This is a genomic window from Streptomyces sp. NPDC033136 (assembly GCF_055578235.1).
The window spans coordinates 132165-150562 of sequence record NZ_JBVIPD010000017.1 but is presented as its reverse complement, the minus strand read 5'-3'; the positions used below and the strand labels follow the sequence as shown (position 1 = coordinate 150562).

Genomic DNA, 18398 nt, shown 5'->3' with positions numbered 1-18398 from the left:
CCGGACGACGGCAGGCGCCCCGGGCCTTGTCGGCCCGGGGCGCCTGGGAAGTCGCTTGTCAGTTGCTCAAGCAGCACGACCATGGCAGCCGGCGGGCCGGACGCCATAGGTAAAGCGGAAGGTCGGGTGCGTGAGCATGGGGCTCAGTATGCCCCGGGGGGATGCGGCGTCCAAACGGGTTCGGATGGTGAGACGGGGGGGCGCCGAGCCCGGACGGTCGGTGGGCGGGACGCTCCCCCCGGGCACCTCGGTAGAATCGGGTGGCACAAGACCCCCGCCCCACCGCCGGAAGGCACCCCGTGTCATCAGCGACTCCCGCTGCCAACGCCGCCGACACCGTTCTGGTCGTCGACTTCGGCGCGCAGTACGCCCAGCTCATCGCCCGTCGCGTCCGCGAGGCGCGGGTCTACAGCGAGATCGTGCCGAGCACCATGCCGGTCCAGGAGATCCTCGCCAAGAACCCCGCGGCGATCATCCTCTCCGGCGGCCCCTCGTCGGTCTACGAGGAAGGCGCCCCGCGCCTGGACCGCGCGCTCTTCGAGGCCGGCGTCCCCGTCTTCGGCATGTGCTACGGCTTCCAGCTGATGGCCCAGGCCCTCGGCGGCACCGTCGACAACACCGGCGCCCGCGAGTACGGCCGCACCGACCTGCACGTCTCCAAGGTGTCCTCCACCCTCTTCGAGGGCACCCCCGCCGAGCAGGCCGTCTGGATGTCGCACGGCGACGCCTGCTCCGCCGCCCCCGAGGGCTTCTCCGTCACGGCCTCCACGGACGTCGTGCCGGTCGCCGCCTTCGAGAACGACGAGAAGAAGCTCTACGGCGTCCAGTACCACCCCGAGGTGATGCACTCCACGCACGGGCAGCAGGTGCTGGAGCACTTCCTGTACCGGGGCGCGGGCCTGACCCCGTCCTGGACCACGGGCAGCGTGATCGAGGAGCAGGTCGCCGCCATCCGCGAGCAGGTCGGTGACCGGCGCGCCGTCTGCGGCCTGTCCGGCGGCGTGGACTCCGCCGTGGCCGCCGCCCTCGTCCAGAAGGCCATCGGCTCCCAGCTGACCTGCGTGTACGTCGACCACGGCCTGATGCGCAAGGGTGAGACCGAGCAGGTCGAGAAGGACTTCGTGGCCGCGACCGGCGTGCAGCTGAAGGTCGTGGACGCTCAGGAGCGGTTCCTCAAGGCGCTGGCCGGGGTCTCCGACCCCGAGGAGAAGCGGAAGATCATCGGCCGCGAGTTCATCCGGGTCTTCGAGCAGGCCCAGGCCGAGATCATCGCCGACCAGGGCCCGGCCGTGGAGTTCCTCGTCCAGGGCACGCTCTACCCGGACGTCGTCGAGTCCGGCGGCGGCACCGGCACCGCCAACATCAAGTCCCACCACAACGTGGGCGGCCTGCCCGAGGACCTCGAGTTCCAGCTGATCGAGCCGCTGCGCAAGCTCTTCAAGGACGAGGTCCGCATGGTCGGCCAGGAGCTCGGCCTGCCGGAGGAGATCGTCCAGCGCCAGCCCTTCCCCGGCCCCGGCCTCGGCATCCGGATCGTCGGCGAGGTCACCAAGGAGCGCCTGGACCTGCTGCGGGAGGCCGACGCCATCGCCCGCGAGGAGCTGACGGCGGCCGGCCTCGACCGTGACATCTGGCAGTGCCCGGTGGTCCTGCTCGCGGACGTCCGCAGCGTCGGCGTCCAGGGCGACGGCCGTACCTACGGCCACCCGATCGTCCTGCGTCCCGTCTCCTCCGAGGACGCGATGACGGCCGACTGGTCGCGCCTGCCCTACGAAATCCTCGCCCGGATCTCCACGCGTATCACCAACGAGGTCAAGGACGTCAACCGTGTCGTCCTCGACGTGACCTCGAAGCCGCCGGGGACGATCGAGTGGGAGTAGGCACTAGGTGCGCCTGACCGTGCGCAGGGGCTCACCGGGCTGCCAGATCTGGACGACGAGGTACTTGTCGTCCTCCACGTAGGTCCTCACGACCTCGGTCAGCTCGGCACGGAAGAGGTGGAACGGCTCCGGCGGTTCCACCTCTTCGACGTACCCGGCCTTGGTCGGTGCGTCGTCGACCTCGATCGCCCGGCCGCTGATCCGGATGTCGCCGCCGCCCATGCCCGTGCCCTGGCCGGGGTTCGCCTGGAGCGCGAAGCGCGGGTCGCGCCGCAGGTCGAGCGCCTTGAGCGAGCCCTGCATTATGCCGAGCCACAGTTCGCCGTTCAGGAACCGCACTTCCAGCCCGCTGGTACGGGGCGAACCGTCCTTGCGGAGAGTGGCGAGGACGTGGTGCGTGTAGGCGCCGAAGCGCTTCTCGACGGTGTCGGCCAGATCCGGTTCGGCGGTGGCGAAAGCCGCCCAGTTCGCTGTCATACGGAGAGTCTGGCGCCAAAACCCGACACCTTCTGTCGGCTATTCGAGGGGTCGGGGAGACCGGGAGCGAAAGGGTGCGCACGGGGTACTCACAGGGGCGCGCGTTTCATCACGGAACGGTTCTGTTCTTCCGGGCCTCACCGACGGTAACTTCCGCTCCGTACGCAGAACCAGCGCTGGAGGACCTATGCACGGGCCCACACCGCCCCTGCCGCTGCCCACCGACCGGCTGCGGTTCGCGATGCCGCCGATGCACGAGTCGGTCGAGGACGAGCGCCGGCACCGCAAGGAACGGCTCGCGGGCGCCCTGAGGATCTTCGGGCGGCTCGGCCTCGAGGACGGGGTGTCCGGGCACATCACCGCCCGCGACCCGGAGTACACCGACTGCTTCTGGGTCAACCCGTTCGGGCTGCCCTTCCGGCACGTCACCGTGAGCGACCTGGTGCTCGCCAACCAGGACGGCCAGGTCGTCGAGGGCCGCTACCACGTCAACCAGGCGGCGTTCACCGTGCACGCCCAGGTCCACGCCGCCCGCCCCGACGTGGTCGCCGTCGCCCACTGCCACTCGGTGCACGGCCGGGCGCTCGCGGCCCTCGGCGAACTGCTGGAGCCGATCACCCAGGAGAGCTGCGCCTTCTACGAGGACCACGCCCTCTACGACACGTACACGGGCGTCGCCGTCGACGCCGAGGAGGGGCGGCGCATCGCGGCCGTGCTCGGCTCCCGCAAGGCGCTCGTGCTGCGCAACCACGGGCTGCTGACCGTCGGCGACTCGGTGGACGCGGCGGCCTGGTGGTTCGTGTCGATGGAGCGCTCCTGCCAGGTGCAGCTGACGGCACAGGCGGCCGGGCGGCCGGTCCGGATCGACCACCGGATGGCGGTGGCGACACGGGAGCAACTGGGCGGCGACCTGGTGGCGTGGATCAACTACCAGCCGATGTGGCAGGACATCATCCGGAGCGAGCCGGAACTGCTGGACTAAGGCCAATACCGATGACTTTGGGCGGTATTGGGGCTAAGGCAGGGCCAAGGCGGTCGCGGAAGTGGCGTCGTCGCCCGAAGGGCGGCCGCGCGGCGTCCGGTGCGTCCTCTCGGCGTACCGCCCCGGCGCCCTCGTGCTGGGCGTACTCACGGAATCCTCGCAGCCAGGTCAACTCGGCACGCCGAACTTCACCCGTACTGACCAGACAGGGCAGACGGGGGCCCGGTCATCTAGGGCACAATTCGCTGTCGTCGCACGGGAGTTGTCCAGCGGTGTTTCCGGGGTCCGGAAGACCGGCGGTGGTTGGGTCGCGGGAAGGCGGGCGTCGGAGGCGTGGCGGTGCGGGAGGCGAGGCAGGACGGCGCGGACGCGGATGTGTACGCGGGCGGTTGTGCCGGTCCCTACGGGGGCGGGCGGCCGGGCGGTTTTGGGGGCACCCACGAGGGCGGGTGCGCCTGCGGGGACTGCCCGCACGGGGCACGGGAAGGGCATCGGCGGGCCGTCGCCGCGTTCCTGCGCAAACGGGACGGGTTCGCGGCCGGGCAGGGGCTGCCGGCCGCGGTGGCCCACTCCGCTTCGGCCTCCCGCCAGTGGGTCTCGGAGGAACTCGCCCAGTCCGCGGAGCTCGTCGCCGAGCGGGGACGGGCCGAGGGCCGGGCCTGGCTGACGGGACTGTGGCGCCGCACGGCGGCCGTGGTGTGGGCGGCCGTGGTGGTGCTGCTGCTCGGGCAGGCCCTCACGGCGGTCGGTGCGGGCTGGACGGCGGCGCGCACGGCCGGGCTGGCCGCGGCGCTGGTGGTGGCCGCCGCCCTGACGGCGGCGTCGTGGTTCCACCGCGCCAAGGGCGGTGCGCTGGCGCCCGTGATCGGTGAGGACAACCGGCTGTCGACGTCCCGCACGGTCGCCGCCGCGTGGGTGCTCTTCGTGGCCTACTCGGTGCTCGTGCTCGCCGGGCGGCTCACGGCCGCCTCCCGGCACCCGGAGCGGGACGCGCTGATCTCCGGGCTGGAACTCGTCCGGGCCGCCGGGGTCGTGTCCGTGCTCGCGGTGGTGTGCGGGATCGCCGTCCTCGTGCGGCGGGTGGTCGGGCTGCGGGTGCTGGGGCAGCGACTGCAGAAGGTGCACGCCGACCGGCCGCGCGCCGCCGACCTGCTGACCGACGACGCGGGGCGGGGCGCGTTCGCCGACATCCAGTACGTCGTGATCAGCGGGGTCGCCCTGGCCTTCGCGGCGGTACGGCTGGCCAGGAGGCCGGACCAGCTGCCGGATCTGCCGTGGGGGCTGGCGGTCGTGGTCCTGGTGTCGGCGGCCACGTATCTGGCGGGCAAGTACGCCGAGGGCGGCCGGCCCGTGATCCTCTCCGTGGTCCGGGCCCGGGAGGCAGGCGACCTGGACGCACCGATCCGCACCGGGGACGACATCGAGATCCGGGGCGCGGGCTTCGTGCCGCCGGGTGCGCAGGGGGCCGACCGGCTGGCCCGGATGGTCGTCCGGGTGGGTGCCGTACATGTGCACGTCCCGCTGGTGCCGGTGCCGGGCGGTTTCCGCAACCCGACGGACACGCTGCTGACCGTGCCGGTGCCGGCGGATGTGGAGCCGGGGCGGGTGGACGTGCAGGTGGTCACGGCGGCCGGGGTGGAGACGAACCGGTACGCGGTGGACGTGACGGAGTGACGGGTGGCCGGGGGCGCGGCTCAGCCGCGGGCAGTCGGCCGCCTCCCGAACCTGGGCCAAGCCGCAAAGAACCGTCCGCACAGGATTGAGCGCGGCCCGTTTGTCGTACCTATGGTGAGGGGGTCTCGGCACCGGCGGCGAGAGGCGGCTAGCAGCGATGGCTCACAGTAGGAGAACGGACTCGCACACCTCCCACTTCGGCAGCGGCGGAGACTGGCGGGACATCGCCGCCCGCTACGCCCTCCTGCCCCTGCGCATCTTCCTCGGCGTCACCTTCATCTACGCCGGCCTGGACAAGATCACCGACAGCGCCTTCATGAAGGACTCCGGTGCCGGGTCGATCGGCGACATGATGCGCGCCGTGCGCGATTCCTCCGCCATCCCCGCCCTGGTCGACCTCTCCCTGAAGAGCCCCGTCGGTTTCGGCTACGCCATCGCCTTCGGTGAACTCGCCGTCGGCATCGGCACCCTGCTCGGCCTGTTCGCCCGTCTGGCCGCACTCGGCGGCGCGCTGATCTCCCTCAGCCTGTGGCTCACCGTCAGCTGGGCCTCCGACCCGTACTACTACGGAAATGACCTCGCCTACCTCATGGCCTGGATCCCCCTCGTCCTGGCGGGCGCGCCCCTGCTGTCCGTGGATGCCGTCCTACGGGCGAGGCGACGGCAGCGCGGCGGTGGCTACCGGTAACGGGCCTTTCGCCGTCACGCCGTGTCCGTGCCGGTCCGGCCGGCCTGCCGGCGTCGGCGGACCCGGCTCGTCAGGAACGCCACCACGCCCGCCAGGCACAGCCCGCCCGTGACGAGCGGGATCGCCGCGAACCACGGGATCTCCCAGGCGCCGCCCGCGTCACCGGCGTAGAGGGCGCCTGCCACGGTGAGGACGGTGCCGGCGACCAGCTTCCCCGGCTGGAGTTCATGACGCAGCACGGCTCACCTCCGCTTGTCCCATGCCGACCTGGAGGTCCAGGTCGATGGTGCCGGACTTCTCGACGCCCTTGGCGGGGGCGAGGGTCAGCTCCTGGCGCCGGCCCGGTTGCACATCCACGTCCTTCGGGTCGTCGCCCGGCAGCTGGAGGTCGCCGATCCCCACGTCGGCGCTCAGCCGCACGGTCACGCCCGCGGGCACGAGCACCTTCACCCGGCCCACGCCGACGTCGGCGCGTGTGGTCACGGTCTGCTTCTCGGTGAGGTCCAGCCTGGTCAGGTCCAGGGTGCCGACGCCGGTGCCCAGTTCGTACCGACGCTGTACGTCCGCCGCCGTGGCGGGTTGCCAGGTGGTGCGCGCCCAGTGGGTGTCGATCTTCTCGGGCAGGGCCGCCGAGCGGGCGAGCAGGCCCGCCGTGACGATCGCCAGGAGGATCGAGCCCGCCCCGGTGCGGCCCAGGAAGGCGCTGACCGCTATGCCCAGGCCCAGGACGCCGAGGGCACAGGCCAGGCCCGTCTGGAGGCTGGTGCCGAGCGGGTGCCCGTCCCAGGTCAGGCTCGTGCCGAGGGCACCGGCGAGCAGGGCCAGCAGGAAGACCCAGCCTCCGATCCAGCGGGGGCCGCGCGGTTTCGGCGGTTGGGGGCGCGGGGTGGGTATGTCCTCGCGGGCGCCGGGGGGCGGCGTGCCGAGGCTGATGCTGACGGCCGCCGCGATGTCCAGGTCGCGGGTGTCGCGCGGGCCCCACAGATAGCCCGTGCCGCCGATGTGGGTGCCGTCCTTGACGATCGGGTCGCGCCACCAGGAGGGGTAGGTGATGAGCACCGGCGGCGCCTGCGGCTCCGGCGGGGCGTCGGCGGCGGCCTGGGCGGCGATGGGGACTCCCCTGCTCGAGCGCAGGCGAGAGCTCGGGGAAGGGTCGGGGATGGGGGTGCCGCGCTGGCGCGACCAGTAGCCGGCGCCCGCGAGGAGGAGGGAGAGGACGACGGCGAAGGTCAGCACCCCGCCGTTGTTCAGCAGGGTCAGGAACACTCCGCAGCCGACCAGCGCGAACAGCACGGCGGTCAGGGCCTGGCCGTCGACGCGGCCGGTGAGCAGTTTGCGCACCTCGTTCTCGTCCTCGTCGTCGTACGGGACGAAGAGCCAGGCGAAGCCGTAGAAGAGGAGGCCGATGCCGCCGGTGGCGGAGAGCACCGCGAGGGTGATGCGGAAGATCACCGGGTCCATGTCGCACTGCCGCCCGAGTCCGGCGCAGACACCCGCCAGGGTCTTGTGGCGGCGGTCGCGCCGGAACGTGTGGGGTGGTCCGGCGGGGGCGCCTTCCTCGGGGGCGTCGGCCGGTGCGGTGCCCGCGGCGGGCGCCGCACCCTGCGGCCCGGCGCCCGGGGCGGGACGCGGGCCGGAGCCGGGTCCCGGACCCGTCGCGGCGTGCTCGTGATCGGTCATGGGTCCATGGTGACGGGCTCGGCGCCGCCGCGGCAGTCGGAACGACCCTGGCCGGACCCTGATATCTGCCCTGAGAAGCGGCTCGGGAAGCGTTCGACGGGCGGCCCGCGGAGATCAGGGGAGTATCCGGGGCCGACCCTGATGCTCCGACTCCTCGCCCATGTGACCATCAATGGCATGTCGGAAGCCGCAGCAGCGCCACTCGCCGAGCCGCGGCCGCCGCGCAAGCTCTACCGCAGCAGCGACGGACGCTGGCTCGGAGGCGTGGCGCGGGGGCTCGCCGGCCATCTCGGGCTGCCCGTGATCTGGGTACGGCTCGTCTTCGTCGGCCTGTTCATGGCCGATGGCCTCGGTGCGCTGCTGTACGCCGCGTTCTGGTTCTTCGTCCCGCTCGGTGTCGGCGGCGTCGAGGCACAGAGGCCGCCGTCGCTGGTCGCCTCGGAGACCTCGCCCGACGGCCGCCGCAGACTCGTCACGCGCAGGCCCGACAAGGGCCAGATCGTGGCCCTGCTGCTCATGGTCGTCGTGGCCATGGTCTTCGTGGGCAACGTGAACCTCAGCGGGGGAGCCAGGGCCTACCTGTGGCCGGCCGTGCTCGTCGGCGCGGGCGTCGCCCTCGTCTGGCGGCAGGCGGACAACGCCCGCCGGGCCCGCTGGGTCGAGGTCGGCCGCCGCAGGCGCACGGTCACGCTGCTGCGCTCGGTGGGCGGTGTCCTGCTGGTGACGGCGGGCGTCACCGGCATCTTCGTCCTGCAGGGCTCCGCCGCCCACCTCGGCTCCGTGCTGCAGGCGGCCCTCGCGGTCCTCGTCGGGATAACGCTCCTCGCCGGCCCGTATCTGGTGCGCATGACGCAGGACCTGTCCGAGGAGCGACTGATGCGCATCCGTGCCCAGGAGCGTGCGGAGGTCGCCGCACATGTGCACGACTCGGTGCTGCACACCCTCACGCTGATCCAGCGCAACGCGGAGAACGCGAACGAGGTGCGCCGTCTCGCCCGCGCCCAGGAGCGCGACCTGCGCACCTGGCTCTACAAGCCGGAGGGCACCGGCAAGGACGAGGCCGACGAACCCACCACCCTCGCCGACGCCGTGCGGCGCGACGCGGCCGAGGTGGAGGACAAGCACGGTGTGCCCATCGAGGTCGTGGTCGTGGGTGACTGCCCGCTCGACGAGAGGATCGGCGCACAGACGCAGGCCGCGCGCGAAGCAATGGTGAACGCCGCCAAGTACGGTGGCGAGGGCGGAGCCGTGCAGGTCTTCGCCGAGGTCGAGGGAAAGACGGTCTTCGTGTCCGTCCGGGACCGCGGCCCCGGCTTCGACCTCGACTCGATACCCGCCGACCGGATGGGTGTCAGGGAATCGATCATCGGCCGCATGGAGCGCAACGGCGGGACGGCGCGGCTGCGCGCGGTGCCGGACGGCGGCACGGAGGTCGAGCTGGAGATGGAGAGGGCGGAGAAGACGTCATGAGCGACCCGACCGAGGCGAACGGTACGGCGGGATCGGCGGAGGCGCCCGTGTCCGCGGAGTCGGGCGGCGGTCCCGGGCGTCGCGTGCGCGTGGTCCTCGTGGACGACCACCGCATGTTCCGTACGGGGGTCCAGGCCGAGATCGGGCAGACCGAGCAGACCGGTGTGGAGGTCGTCGGCGAGGCCGCGGACGTCGACCAGGCGGTCACGGTCATCACCGCCACCCGGCCCGAGGTGGTCCTCCTCGACGTGCACCTGCCGGGCGGTGGCGGTGTGGAAGTGCTGCGCCGCTGTGCCCCGTTGATGGGCGACCCCGAGCAGCCGGTCCGCTTCCTGGCGCTGTCCGTGTCGGACGCGGCGGAGGACGTGATCGGGGTGATCCGCGGCGGGGCCCGCGGGTACGTGACCAAGACGATCACCGGCACGGACCTCGTGGACTCCGTCTTCCGCGTCCAGGAGGGCGACGCGGTCTTCTCCCCGCGGCTGGCCGGGTTCGTCCTGGACGCCTTCGCCTCCACGGACGCCCCGCCGGTCGACGAGGACATGGACCGCCTCACCCAGCGCGAGCGCGAGGTGCTGCGGCTCATCGCCCGGGGGTACGCGTACAAGGAGATCGCCAAGCAGCTGTACATCTCCGTGAAGACGGTCGAGTCCCACGTATCGGCGGTCCTGCGCAAGCTCCAGCTGTCCAACCGGCACGAGCTGACGCGGTGGGCGACGGCTCGCCGGCTGGTGTGAGACGGCCCGCTCACACCACCCGCGTCGCCCCCGCGTACGGCATCTCGTCGAGCGGGGCGACCCGGACCGGGGCCGAGGAGTTCGGGGCGTGGATCATGCGGCCGTTGCCGACGTAGATGCCGACGTGGCTGATGCCGGCGTAGAAGAAGACCAGGTCGCCGGGGAGGAGCTCGGAGCGGGAGACGCGGCGGCCGACGGCGATCTGGGAGTACGTCGTGCGGGGCAGGGCGACGCCCGCGGAGCGGTACGCGGCCTGGACGAGGCCCGAGCAGTCGAAGGCGTCGGGGCCGGTCGCGCCCCAGACGTAGGGGCTGCCGAGCTTCTGGTAGCCGTAGGAGACGGCAGCGGCCGCGCGGGCGTTGGGTGCCTGGGCCGCGGCGGACCCCGGGGCGGCCGGGGCGTCGCGCGGGCCCGTCGAGGCGCGTGAGGCGCGGTCCGTGGCCGGTGCTTCGCCGAGCCTGGAACGTTCCTGCGCGCTGAGCCGGGACAGCAGTTGCCGCGCGGATCCCAGCTTGCCGGTGACGGTCTTCTTGTGCCGCTTGAGTTCCGTCTGCTGGGACTTCAGGGACGTCAGCTCGATGTGGGCCGCCCCGCGCAGTTGCTCGATCTCCCGCAGTTGCCGGCGTACGCGGGTGACGGCGGCGTTCTGCCGGTTGCCGGCCCGTTCGACGAACTCGGCGTTCTCCAGGTACCGGTCGGGGTCGTCGGACAGGGCGAGCCGCACCGCGGGGTCGAGACCGCCGGCGCGGTACTGCGCGGCAGCGACCGAACCGAGCGCCTCACGGGCCGAGTTGAGCCGGCTCTCCTTGCGTGCCGCCTGGTCCTGCAGGTCCTTCAGCCTCCGCCCGGCCGCGTCGGCCTTCTCCTTCGCGCCGTTGTACTTCTCGGTGGCGACCTCCGCCTCCTGGTACAGCTTGTCCACCTCGGCCTTGATCTGGCCGGGGGTGAGCTGCGGTTCGGCGTGTCCGGTTCCGTCGAAGCCCGTCGCTGTCGCCGCGCCCGCGAGGGCGATCGTGGCGGCCGTGCGGGCCTTGCCACCCGTCGAGCGCTGTCGGGGCTTGCGGTGCGCTGCCACCTGGAGGCCACGTCCTTTCCTCGACCGCCGGTGAGTGCGTACGGCCGCGGGGGGAGCGGACAGCGGCCTGCGCGCGTCCGGCGACGGCCCGCACAGGGGAAGCGGACCGCCGCCGGACCTTTCGGCGGTGGTGCCCGACTGCCGCCCCTGGCCCGGGCGGCGGTGGGGAGCCGGTCACCTGGTGGAGGACGCTAAACCCCGCTGTGGCGGGCCGGTGGCGGGTGCGCGGAACTGTCCCGAGAGGACCGGTGGTGACCGTATGCGATCGCGATCCGGCCTCCACGCCGTTCACTTCACTCAGCGTGATGACCGATGCGTCGATTCATGAGTGAGTGGCAGTGATCGGGTGCTATGGGGCGGATATGTGCACCGGTGGCCCGGTGACGGGCGGCACCGGAGCCCCTGATTAGGCTCCGGCTTCATGGACGTACTCATCCACCTCTTCGTCGGCCTCCACATCATCGGCATCGCCTCGCTCCTGGGCGGCTTCCTCACCCAGATGAAGGCGATGGGCGAGGGCACCGCCCGATACACCCCCGCGATGCTGCACGGCGCGCTGACGATGCTGGTCACCGGTGTGATCCTGGTCGGCCTCAACCAGGCCGACGACCAGTCCGTGAACAACATCAAGATCGGCGTGAAGCTGGCCCTGCTGATCGTGATCCTGGGCCTGGTCTACGTGAAGAGGGACGACGAGAAGGTGGACAAGGGCCTGTTCGGCCTGGTCGGGCTGCTGACCACGGCGAACGTCTTCATCGCCGTGCTCTGGACCTGACCCGTCAGGGCCGGGCGCCAACTCTGAGGGTGACGGCCGCCCAGGCGGCGCAACCGAGGTACGCGGCCACAGCGATCCACAGCAGTGCCTCCCCGAGGCCATCGAGCCATGGGGTGTCGAAGGCGGCGGCGACCGCCAGGGCGGCCACCGCCGTGACGACGGCGGAGAACACCGTCGCCCAGCGCGACGCGGCGTAGCGGCGCCGGGGCCAGAAGAGTTCGGCGGTGAACAGGGCGACGCAGCAGACCGCGGTGAGCACGAGCAGCGCGACGGTGACCCTGGTGAGGACGGCGTGGTCGTCGGTGTTCCACAGGTACAGGCGGTCGCTGTCGGCGCTGAGGAGTTTCGCCCCGGCCAGCGCCGAGACGGCGAGCGCGCCGGCCGCGAGCCAGTGGTCCCCGGGCCCGTCGGTGATCTGCCGCGGCTCGAAGCGGAACAGGGCTAAGCCGTAGAACGGGAGCCCCAGCCAGAACAGCACCAGGGCCGCGTGCGCGAGCCAGGCGGCGGACTCCGCCGCGGCGAGCGTGGCACCGAGCACGGCGAGCCCCTGGGTGGCCACGCAGCGCAGGAACACGGTGCCGCGCCGGTCCGGGGATCCCGAGGCGAGGAACACCGTCCAGACCAGCGCGGCGAACGCCAGCAGCGCCGCGGCCGGCCCGCGCTGCCCCGCCGCGGAGAAGCCGGTGCCCACCATGGCGGTCGCGGCCACGAAGGTGAGCGCGGCCGCTGTCTCCGTCCGCCGCCCCGGCCGCGGCAGGCGGGGCACGGCGGACGCGACCGCCCCCAGCCAGGCCGCACAGGCCAGGACGAGGACGATGCGGGAGGGGACCGCGTACCCCGCGGAGTCGAGACCGACCGACACGGTGCCGGTCGCCAGCGCGTACATCGCCCACCAGGGGGTGAGCGGGGAGGGACCGGACATGGCGCCGATGCTAGAGAGCGCCGCGCGCGTGAGGAGAGGGGCACGCGCGCGTGCCCCTCAAAAGGGTCCTCAGGCCGGCCGCACCACGCTGTGGATCGCCGACTCGCCGTCGTAGTAGACCGACTCCTCGCGCACGTAGGTGCCGGGCTTCGGGGCGTGGATCATCATGCCGTTGCCGATGTAGATGCCGACGTGGGTGAGGTCGTTGTAGAAGAAGACCAGGTCACCGGGCTGGGCCTGGGAGAGGGGGACCGTGGTGCCGGCGTCGACCTGGTCGTAGGTCGTGCGCGGCAGGGTGACGCCCGCGGCCTTCCACGCGGCCTGGGTGAGGCCGGAGCAGTCGTAGGAGCCGGGGCCGACGGCGCCCCAGACGTACGGCTTGCCGATCTGGGCGCGGGCGAAGGCGAGGGCCTTGTCGGCCTTGGTGGTGTACGAGGAGTCGGCCGGGGCCGTCGAGGAGGTCGGGCCGGAGCCCGCCGACGAGGATCCGCTCTCCTGCTGCTGGGCGGCCTCCTCCTGCGCCTGCTGCTGCGCGGCCCGCTGTGCGGCCTGCTGCCGGGCCAGCTCGGCGGCCTTGCGGGCGGCCTCCTCCTGCTTCTCCCGCTCGATCGCCGCGAGCCGCGCCTTCTCCTCGGCGGTCAGCCTCGACATCAGCTCGCGCGCGTCGGCGAGCTTCTTCTGGACGGTCGCCTTGGCCGTCTTCAGGTCGCTCTGCGTCTCGGTGAGCGTCTCGAGGCTCTCGGTGGCCTCCTGGCGCTTCTTCATCGTCTCGGACTGCTGCGTGACGTAGTCGTCGACCGCGACCTTCTGGCGGCCGGTCATCCGGTCCATCAGATGGGTCTGGTCGAAGTAGTCCTGCGGGGTGTCCGACAGCAGGAACGTCGCCGTCTCCGGGGCGGCGGCGCCGGTGCGGTACTGGGCGGAGGCGAAGGAACCCAGCTCCTCCCGCGCCTCGTTGAGCTTCTGGGTGCGCTGCGCGACGTCGTCGAGGAGGGTGTCGACGCGCTTGCGCTGCTTCGCGGTCTTCTCCTTGGCCGCGTTGTACTTGCCGGTCGCCGACTCGGCCTGGCGGTACAGGGCGTCGACCTTCTTCTCGACTTCCTCCAGGCTCGGCTTGTCGTCGGCCTCGGGGGCGGCGTTGGCCGACTGGGACAGCAGGGCCACGGAGGTGAGGGCCGCCGTTGCGAGGGCGGGGGTCCGTATGCCTGCTACGCGCGTACCCGTAGGACGCGACTTGCGGTGCGACGCCAAGGGAGGCGACTCCTTCCATCGTCCGCCTACCGGGTTAGCTGTCGGGTTCGGGCGGGTGGTTCGGAAGGGTTGCCCTACGGCCTTCTCCTCGAAAGGAGTCGGGCCGATTCACCCCAAGGTTTCGGTTGGGTCCCCGGCTCCGGCTGCTTTGCGGCACACCGGACTCGACGGAGGCCGCGCGGCCCGGCGACGTTCGCCGGTGGGGGTCGTGCGGCCTGGTCGCACCGTAGCCAACTCGTGTGGCCCCTGTGAAGGTTGATGGGCGATATGCCCGATACATTTTCGTGACCTTACCTGAGTGCGTCGCTGAGAGTCATCGACGGGGCAGGGTTCGTCATGAGTTCGTCATAATTGTGACGGCCGTAGCGGGCTGTGATCGTGCAGGGATACAGGGTGACGAGGGGATCCTTTCGGTGATGTTCTCAGGGCGGCGGCGGGCTGTCAGTGGGGCGCCCTAGACTCGGAGAGCGATGAGCAGCCTCTTTGACGACAGCTTCCTGGCGGACCTCCAGGCCCAGCGGGGCCCCGCGGACGAGCCCCCGCCGCCACCCGAGGACGATCACGCTCCGGAGCCGGTTCCGGACGATCTGTTCGGCGGGAAGTTCGACGTGCCGCCGGACCGGGACTCCTACTACCGGGACGGCGCCCCGCGCCCAGTGGTGGACACCGCCACGCTCCTGGAGGGGCTGAACGACAACCAGCGCGCCGCCGTCGTCCACTCCGGCTCCCCGCTGCTCATCGTGGCCGGCGCCGGCTCCGGCAAGACCCGTGTGCTCACGCACCGCATCGCCCACCTGCTCGCCGAGCGGGACGTGCACCCGGGCCAGATCCTCGCGATCACCTTCACCAACAAGGCCGCCGGCGAGATGAAGGAGCGCGTCGAGCAGCTCGTCGGCCCGCGCGCGAACGCCATGTGGGTCATGACCTTCCACAGCGCGTGCGTGCGCATCCTGAGGCGGGAGAGCAAGAAGCTCGGCTTCACCTCCTCCTTCTCGATCTACGACGCCGCCGACTCCAAGCGCCTGATGGCCCTGGTCTGCCGCGACCTGGACCTCGACCCCAAGCGCTTCCCGCCGAAGTCCTTCAGCGCCAAGATCAGCAACCTGAAGAACGAGCTGATCGACGAGGAGGACTTCGCAGCCCAGGCCACTGGGGGCACCTCCCGGACGGAGTCTGGGGGAGGCTTCGAGAAGACCCTCGCCCAGGCCTACGCGATGTACCAGTCGCGGCTGCGCGAGGCGAACGCCCTCGACTTCGACGACCTGATCATGACGACGGTCAACCTGCTGCGCGCCTTCCCGGACGTCGCCGAGCACTACCGCCGCCGCTTCCGCCACGTGCTGGTGGACGAGTACCAGGACACCAATCACGCCCAGTACGCTCTCGTCCGCGAACTCGTCGGCACCGCCGAGCACCCCACCGACGTCCCGCCCGGCCCGGACGACGTCCCGCCCGCCGAGCTGTGCGTCGTGGGTGACGCCGACCAGTCGATCTACGCCTTCCGCGGCGCGACGATCCGCAACATCCTCCAGTTCGAGGAGGACTACCCGGACGCGACGACGATCCTGCTGGAGCAGAACTACCGCTCCACGCAGACGATCCTCAGCGCGGCCAACGCGGTCATCGAGCGCAACGAGTCCCGCCGCCCCAAGAACCTGTGGACCAACGCCGGCACGGGTGCGCACATCACCGGCTACGTCGCCGACACCGAGCACGACGAGGCGCAGTTCGTCGCCGACGAGATAGACCGCCTCACCGACGCGGGCGACGCGAAGGCCGGCGACGTCGCCGTCTTCTACCGCACCAACGCCCAGTCCCGTGTCTTCGAAGAGGTCTTCATCCGCGTCGGCCTGCCCTACAAGGTCGTCGGCGGCGTCCGCTTCTACGAGCGCAAGGAGGTCCGGGACGTCCTGGCCTACCTGCGCGTGCTGGCCAACCCCGAGGACTCGGTGCCGCTGCGCAGGATCCTCAACGTGCCCAAGCGGGGCATCGGCGACCGCGCCGAGGCGATGATCGACGCCCTCGCCCAGCGCGAGAAGATCAGCTTTTCGCAGGCGCTCAAGCGCGTCGACGAGGCGTACGGCATGGCGGCGCGCTCCACCAACGCCGTCAAGCGGTTCAACACGCTGATGGAGGACCTCCGTACGATCGTCGAGTCCGGCGCCGGACCGGCCACCGTGCTGGAGGCGATCCTGGAGCGCACCGGCTACCTCGCCGAGCTGCAGGCTTCCACCGACCCGCAGGACGAGACCCGGATCGAGAACCTCCAGGAACTCGCCGCCGTCGCGATGGAGTTCGAGCAGGAGCGCGGCGAGGGCGCGGTAACAGCGGAGGCTGCCGCTCCGGGGGGCACGCTGTCCGACTTCCTCGAACAGGTCGCACTGGTTGCCGACTCCGACCAGATTCCGGACGAGGAGGGCGGCGACGGTGTCATCACGCTGATGACCCTCCACACCGCCAAGGGCCTGGAGTTCCCGGTCGTCTTCCTGACCGGCATGGAGGACGGCGTCTTCCCGCACATGCGCGCCCTCGGCCAGACCAAGGAACTGGAGGAGGAGCGGCGCCTGGCCTACGTCGGCATCACGCGCGCCCGCGAGCGGCTGTACCTGACGAGGTCCACGCTGCGCAGCGCCTGGGGCCAACCGTCGTACAACCCGCCGTCCCGGTTCCTGGAGGAGATCCCGCCGACTCACGTGGAGTGGAAGCGCACGGGTGCCACCGCGCCCGCGTCGTCCGGGCCGGTCTCGGCGGTGGCGGCCTCGCTGTCCTCGTCCCGCTCGCGTTCGTCGGCGTCGGGCGCGTCCGGTTTCGCCACGCGCCGCACCTCCGAGAAGCCGGTGGTCTCACTGGCCGTCGGAGACCGGGTCACGCACGACCAGTTCGGGCTCGGCACCGTCGTCGGGGTCAAGGGCACGGGCTCGAACGCCGAGGCGACGATCGACTTCGGGGACACCAAGCCGAAGCGGCTGCTGCTGCGGTATGCGCCGGTGGAGAAGCTGTAGGAAGGTGAGTCCGCCCCCGTCGGCTCGTCCGGCGGGGGCTGCCGGGACGTTTCTCCCGGTTGCCGGAGAGGACCGGGACGTTACGCCGGGTCGATGCCGTGGCTGCGGAGCCAGGGGAGCGGGTCGATCGCCGAGCCGCCGGCCGGGCGCACCTCGAAGTGCAGGTGGGGGCCGGTGGAGTTACCGGAGTTGCCCGAGCGCGCGATCGGATCGCCGGCCTTCACGGTCGTGCCCGAGGGGACCGTGTAGGTGGAGAGGTGGCAGTACCACGTCTCCGTGCCGTCCTTCGCGGTCACGATCATCATGTTGCCGTACGCGCTGTTCCACTGGGTGCGCACGGTGCCGTCGGTCGCGGCCATCACGGTCGTGCCGTACGAGACGGGGAAGTCGATGCCGGTGTGCAGGGACATCCAGTTGATGCCGGACTGGCCGTAGTAGGCGCTCAGTCCGTGCTGCGCGACCGGCAGGGCGAACTTCGGGCGGAGCCGCTCCTTGCGGGCCGCTTCCTCCGTCGCCCGCTTCTTCTCGGCCGCCTGCTGGGCCTTGAGGTCGATGCGCTCCTGCGTACGGCTGGCCCGGTCGGCGAAGTCGTCGGCACCGGCGGCGAGGCTCTGCAGCTGGGTGTCCAGCTTGTTGTTGGCGGCGGCCGGTTTCACCGGCTGCGCGTCCGCCGCGGTGGTCTGCGCCTCGGCGGCGCTGTCCTCGGTGAGGCTGCCGACGGAAGCGGCCGCGATGCCGGCGACGCCCATCACGCACGCCGAGGGCACCGCGATGGTCATCAGCGCCGAGCGCCTGGGGGGCGTGCGGCGGCGGGAACGGGAGCCGGCGCGGGAGGCTGCCCGCGAAGCCGGGCGCACGACATCTTCCTGGCCGTCCAGGAGCGGGGTGACGGTGGGCAGTTCGCCGGTGGCGGCCGGCTCATCGCCGTCCGCGGCGGGCTCGTCGTGGTAGCCGGCCTCGGTGGATTCGTCGTAGGCGACCTGCTCGAACGTCGCGGTCTCGTGCTGGTCGATGGTTTCGGCGTGCTGCTCGTATCCGTCGGGGGCCGGTGCGGCCGCGCCGTCGGAGTTCCACTGGGTCGCGTCGTAGGCGCCCGTGTCGAAGGCCTGTGTGCCCCATTCCCACTGCTGGGTCCCGTCGGCCGGGCTGCCGGTCTGGTCGGGCTGGAGCCAGGCGCCGGTCTCCCACTGCCCGGTGGCGTCGGGGGAGGCGGCCTGGGGCGGGATGACCGGCAGCGGCTGCTGCTCGGCCGTCCAGGACGTCGTGTCGTAGACGCCGGTGTCGTAGGAGGCGTGGTGCTGGGCCGCGTACGCGTCGTAGTGCGGGTTCTCGTGCGCACCCGTGGGCCAGTGGCCGGTGTCGTACGTGCCCGTGTCGTGGCCGCTGCCCGGCATGTCGCCGAAGAGGGGGTCGGTGGCGAAGCTCGTGGTGGCGTGGCCGGACGCCTCAAAACCGGCGCCGTCGGTACCACCGGCGTCAAAACCTGTGGCGGCGTAGTCGCCGTACGCGGTGAAGTCGCCGTACTGGGCTTCCTGGGTGCCGTACGACGCGTAGTGCGCCGAGTCGGCGTCGGAAGCCGGGGCCGGGGTCATGGTCCCCGACGGGTGACGGTCGTTCACCAACTTCTCTTTCGCCTCGACAACAGGGGCTGCCAGAGCAGTGCGGCGACTGTACCCGGCGGTACGCGGGCACGACAATCTTCTGCAGGTTTCGCGCGCGCATGAAACGGGCATTCGGCCGTGTTTTGGCGGACTGCGGACGAGGGTTTGGCCCTGTGTTCGAAGT

The 18398-nt window shown here is 71.6% G+C and carries 15 protein-coding genes and 1 riboswitch; of the genes, 8 read left to right on the top strand and 7 right to left on the bottom strand.

The genetic code is table 11. From position 1 onward, the window contains the following. Nucleotides 1–299 precede the first annotated feature (299 nt). The gene (gene guaA, locus ACZ5TL_RS27835) at nucleotides 300–1880 is read left to right on the top strand and encodes a glutamine-hydrolyzing GMP synthase (RefSeq protein ID WP_468593167.1); all 1581 of its coding nucleotides are present in this window, start codon (nucleotides 300–302) and stop codon (nucleotides 1878–1880) included. 3 nt (nucleotides 1881–1883) lie between these two features. On the opposite strand, the gene ACZ5TL_RS27830 is transcribed toward guaA, so the two are convergent. Further along, nucleotides 1884–2357 (bottom strand): pyridoxamine 5'-phosphate oxidase family protein, encoded by a 474-nt coding sequence (locus tag ACZ5TL_RS27830; protein WP_468593165.1) that lies wholly within the window; start codon nucleotides 2355–2357, stop codon nucleotides 1884–1886. A 187-nt stretch (nucleotides 2358–2544) separates the two neighbouring features. Between ACZ5TL_RS27830 and ACZ5TL_RS27825 the strand changes: the two genes are divergently transcribed. The 3 genes from ACZ5TL_RS27825 (at nucleotide 2545) to ACZ5TL_RS27815 (ending at nucleotide 5701) form a co-directional block, all read left to right on the top strand. Further along, a complete protein-coding gene (locus tag ACZ5TL_RS27825) occupies nucleotides 2545–3339 on the top strand; it encodes a class II aldolase/adducin family protein (protein ID WP_468593163.1) in 795 nt (264 codons plus the stop codon). 333 nt (nucleotides 3340–3672) lie between these two features. Then, nucleotides 3673–5013: a hypothetical protein gene (locus ACZ5TL_RS27820; protein WP_468593161.1), complete on the top strand. Its 1341-nt coding sequence runs from the start codon at nucleotides 3673–3675 to the stop codon at nucleotides 5011–5013. A 157-nt stretch (nucleotides 5014–5170) separates the two neighbouring features. Further along, nucleotides 5171–5701, top strand: a complete 531-nt coding sequence (locus ACZ5TL_RS27815; protein WP_468593160.1) for a DoxX family protein — start codon at nucleotides 5171–5173, stop codon at nucleotides 5699–5701. A gap of 14 nt (nucleotides 5702–5715) precedes the next feature. On the opposite strand, the gene ACZ5TL_RS27810 is transcribed toward ACZ5TL_RS27815, so the two are convergent. Together ACZ5TL_RS27810 and ACZ5TL_RS27805 are read right to left on the bottom strand one after the other, a co-directional pair. Then, a complete protein-coding gene (locus ACZ5TL_RS27810) occupies nucleotides 5716–5940 on the bottom strand; it encodes a hypothetical protein (RefSeq protein WP_468593158.1) in 225 nt (74 codons plus the stop codon). Beyond that, a complete protein-coding gene (locus ACZ5TL_RS27805) occupies nucleotides 5927–7381 on the bottom strand; it encodes a PspC domain-containing protein (protein ID WP_468593157.1) in 1455 nt (484 codons plus the stop codon). Before ACZ5TL_RS27805 ends, ACZ5TL_RS27810 begins: the two co-directional genes overlap by 14 nt. Before the next feature lie 177 nt (nucleotides 7382–7558). Between ACZ5TL_RS27805 and ACZ5TL_RS27800 the strand changes: the two genes are divergently transcribed. Both ACZ5TL_RS27800 and ACZ5TL_RS27795 read left to right on the top strand, forming a co-directional pair. Beyond that, nucleotides 7559–8851: an ATP-binding protein gene (locus ACZ5TL_RS27800; RefSeq protein WP_468593156.1), complete on the top strand. Its 1293-nt coding sequence runs from the start codon at nucleotides 7559–7561 to the stop codon at nucleotides 8849–8851. Continuing rightward, entirely contained in the window at nucleotides 8848–9588 is a 741-nt protein-coding gene (locus tag ACZ5TL_RS27795; RefSeq protein WP_468593154.1) for a LuxR C-terminal-related transcriptional regulator, read from the top strand. The genes ACZ5TL_RS27800 and ACZ5TL_RS27795 overlap by 4 nt, the downstream gene beginning before the upstream one ends. Before the next feature lie 10 nt (nucleotides 9589–9598). Here the strand turns inward: ACZ5TL_RS27795 and ACZ5TL_RS27790 are convergent, their stop codons facing one another. Then, nucleotides 9599–10663: a C40 family peptidase gene (locus ACZ5TL_RS27790; RefSeq protein ID WP_468593153.1), complete on the bottom strand. Its 1065-nt coding sequence runs from the start codon at nucleotides 10661–10663 to the stop codon at nucleotides 9599–9601. Between the two features lie 421 nt (nucleotides 10664–11084). Here ACZ5TL_RS27790 and ACZ5TL_RS27785 point away from each other — a divergent pair, with 421 nt between their 5' ends. Then, entirely contained in the window at nucleotides 11085–11438 is a 354-nt protein-coding gene (locus ACZ5TL_RS27785) for a hypothetical protein (RefSeq protein WP_107455854.1), read from the top strand. Between the two features lie 4 nt (nucleotides 11439–11442). Here the strand turns inward: ACZ5TL_RS27785 and ACZ5TL_RS27780 are convergent, their stop codons facing one another. Together ACZ5TL_RS27780 and ACZ5TL_RS27775 are read right to left on the bottom strand one after the other, a co-directional pair. Next, entirely contained in the window at nucleotides 11443–12360 is a 918-nt protein-coding gene (locus ACZ5TL_RS27780) for an SLAC1 family transporter (RefSeq protein ID WP_468593151.1), read from the bottom strand. Between the two features lie 69 nt (nucleotides 12361–12429). Next, on the bottom strand, nucleotides 12430–13611 hold the full coding sequence (locus ACZ5TL_RS27775) for a C40 family peptidase (RefSeq protein ID WP_468593149.1): 1182 nt from the start codon (nucleotides 13609–13611) through the stop codon (nucleotides 12430–12432). A gap of 7 nt (nucleotides 13612–13618) precedes the next feature. After that, nucleotides 13619–13777: riboswitch (cyclic di-AMP (ydaO/yuaA leader) on the bottom strand. 304 nt (nucleotides 13778–14081) lie between these two features. Between ACZ5TL_RS27775 and pcrA the strand changes: the two genes are divergently transcribed. Continuing rightward, nucleotides 14082–16613, top strand: a complete 2532-nt coding sequence (gene pcrA / locus ACZ5TL_RS27770; protein ID WP_468593148.1) for a DNA helicase PcrA — start codon at nucleotides 14082–14084, stop codon at nucleotides 16611–16613. A gap of 80 nt (nucleotides 16614–16693) precedes the next feature. On the opposite strand, the gene ACZ5TL_RS27765 is transcribed toward pcrA, so the two are convergent. Beyond that, entirely contained in the window at nucleotides 16694–18232 is a 1539-nt protein-coding gene (locus tag ACZ5TL_RS27765; RefSeq protein ID WP_468593147.1) for a M23 family metallopeptidase, read from the bottom strand. Between the last annotated feature and the right edge of the window lie 166 nt (nucleotides 18233–18398).

Excerpts from the sequence above, each read along its gene's own strand:
- ACZ5TL_RS27830 (WP_468593165.1), bottom strand. The coding sequence starts at position 2,357 with ATGACAGCGAACTGGGCGGCTTTCGCCACCGCCGAACCGGATCTGGCC.
- ACZ5TL_RS27825 (WP_468593163.1), top strand. The coding sequence starts at position 2,545 with ATGCACGGGCCCACACCGCCCCTGCCGCTGCCCACCGACCGGCTGCGG.
- ACZ5TL_RS27815 (WP_468593160.1), top strand. The coding sequence starts at position 5,171 with ATGGCTCACAGTAGGAGAACGGACTCGCACACCTCCCACTTCGGCAGC.
- ACZ5TL_RS27805 (WP_468593157.1), bottom strand. The coding sequence starts at position 7,381 with ATGACCGATCACGAGCACGCCGCGACGGGTCCGGGACCCGGCTCCGGC.
- ACZ5TL_RS27800 (WP_468593156.1), top strand. The coding sequence starts at position 7,559 with ATGTCGGAAGCCGCAGCAGCGCCACTCGCCGAGCCGCGGCCGCCGCGC.
- ACZ5TL_RS27795 (WP_468593154.1), top strand. The coding sequence starts at position 8,848 with ATGAGCGACCCGACCGAGGCGAACGGTACGGCGGGATCGGCGGAGGCG.
- ACZ5TL_RS27785 (WP_107455854.1), top strand. The coding sequence starts at position 11,085 with ATGGACGTACTCATCCACCTCTTCGTCGGCCTCCACATCATCGGCATC.
- ACZ5TL_RS27780 (WP_468593151.1), bottom strand. The coding sequence starts at position 12,360 with ATGTCCGGTCCCTCCCCGCTCACCCCCTGGTGGGCGATGTACGCGCTG.
- pcrA (WP_468593148.1), top strand. The coding sequence starts at position 14,082 with ATGAGCAGCCTCTTTGACGACAGCTTCCTGGCGGACCTCCAGGCCCAG.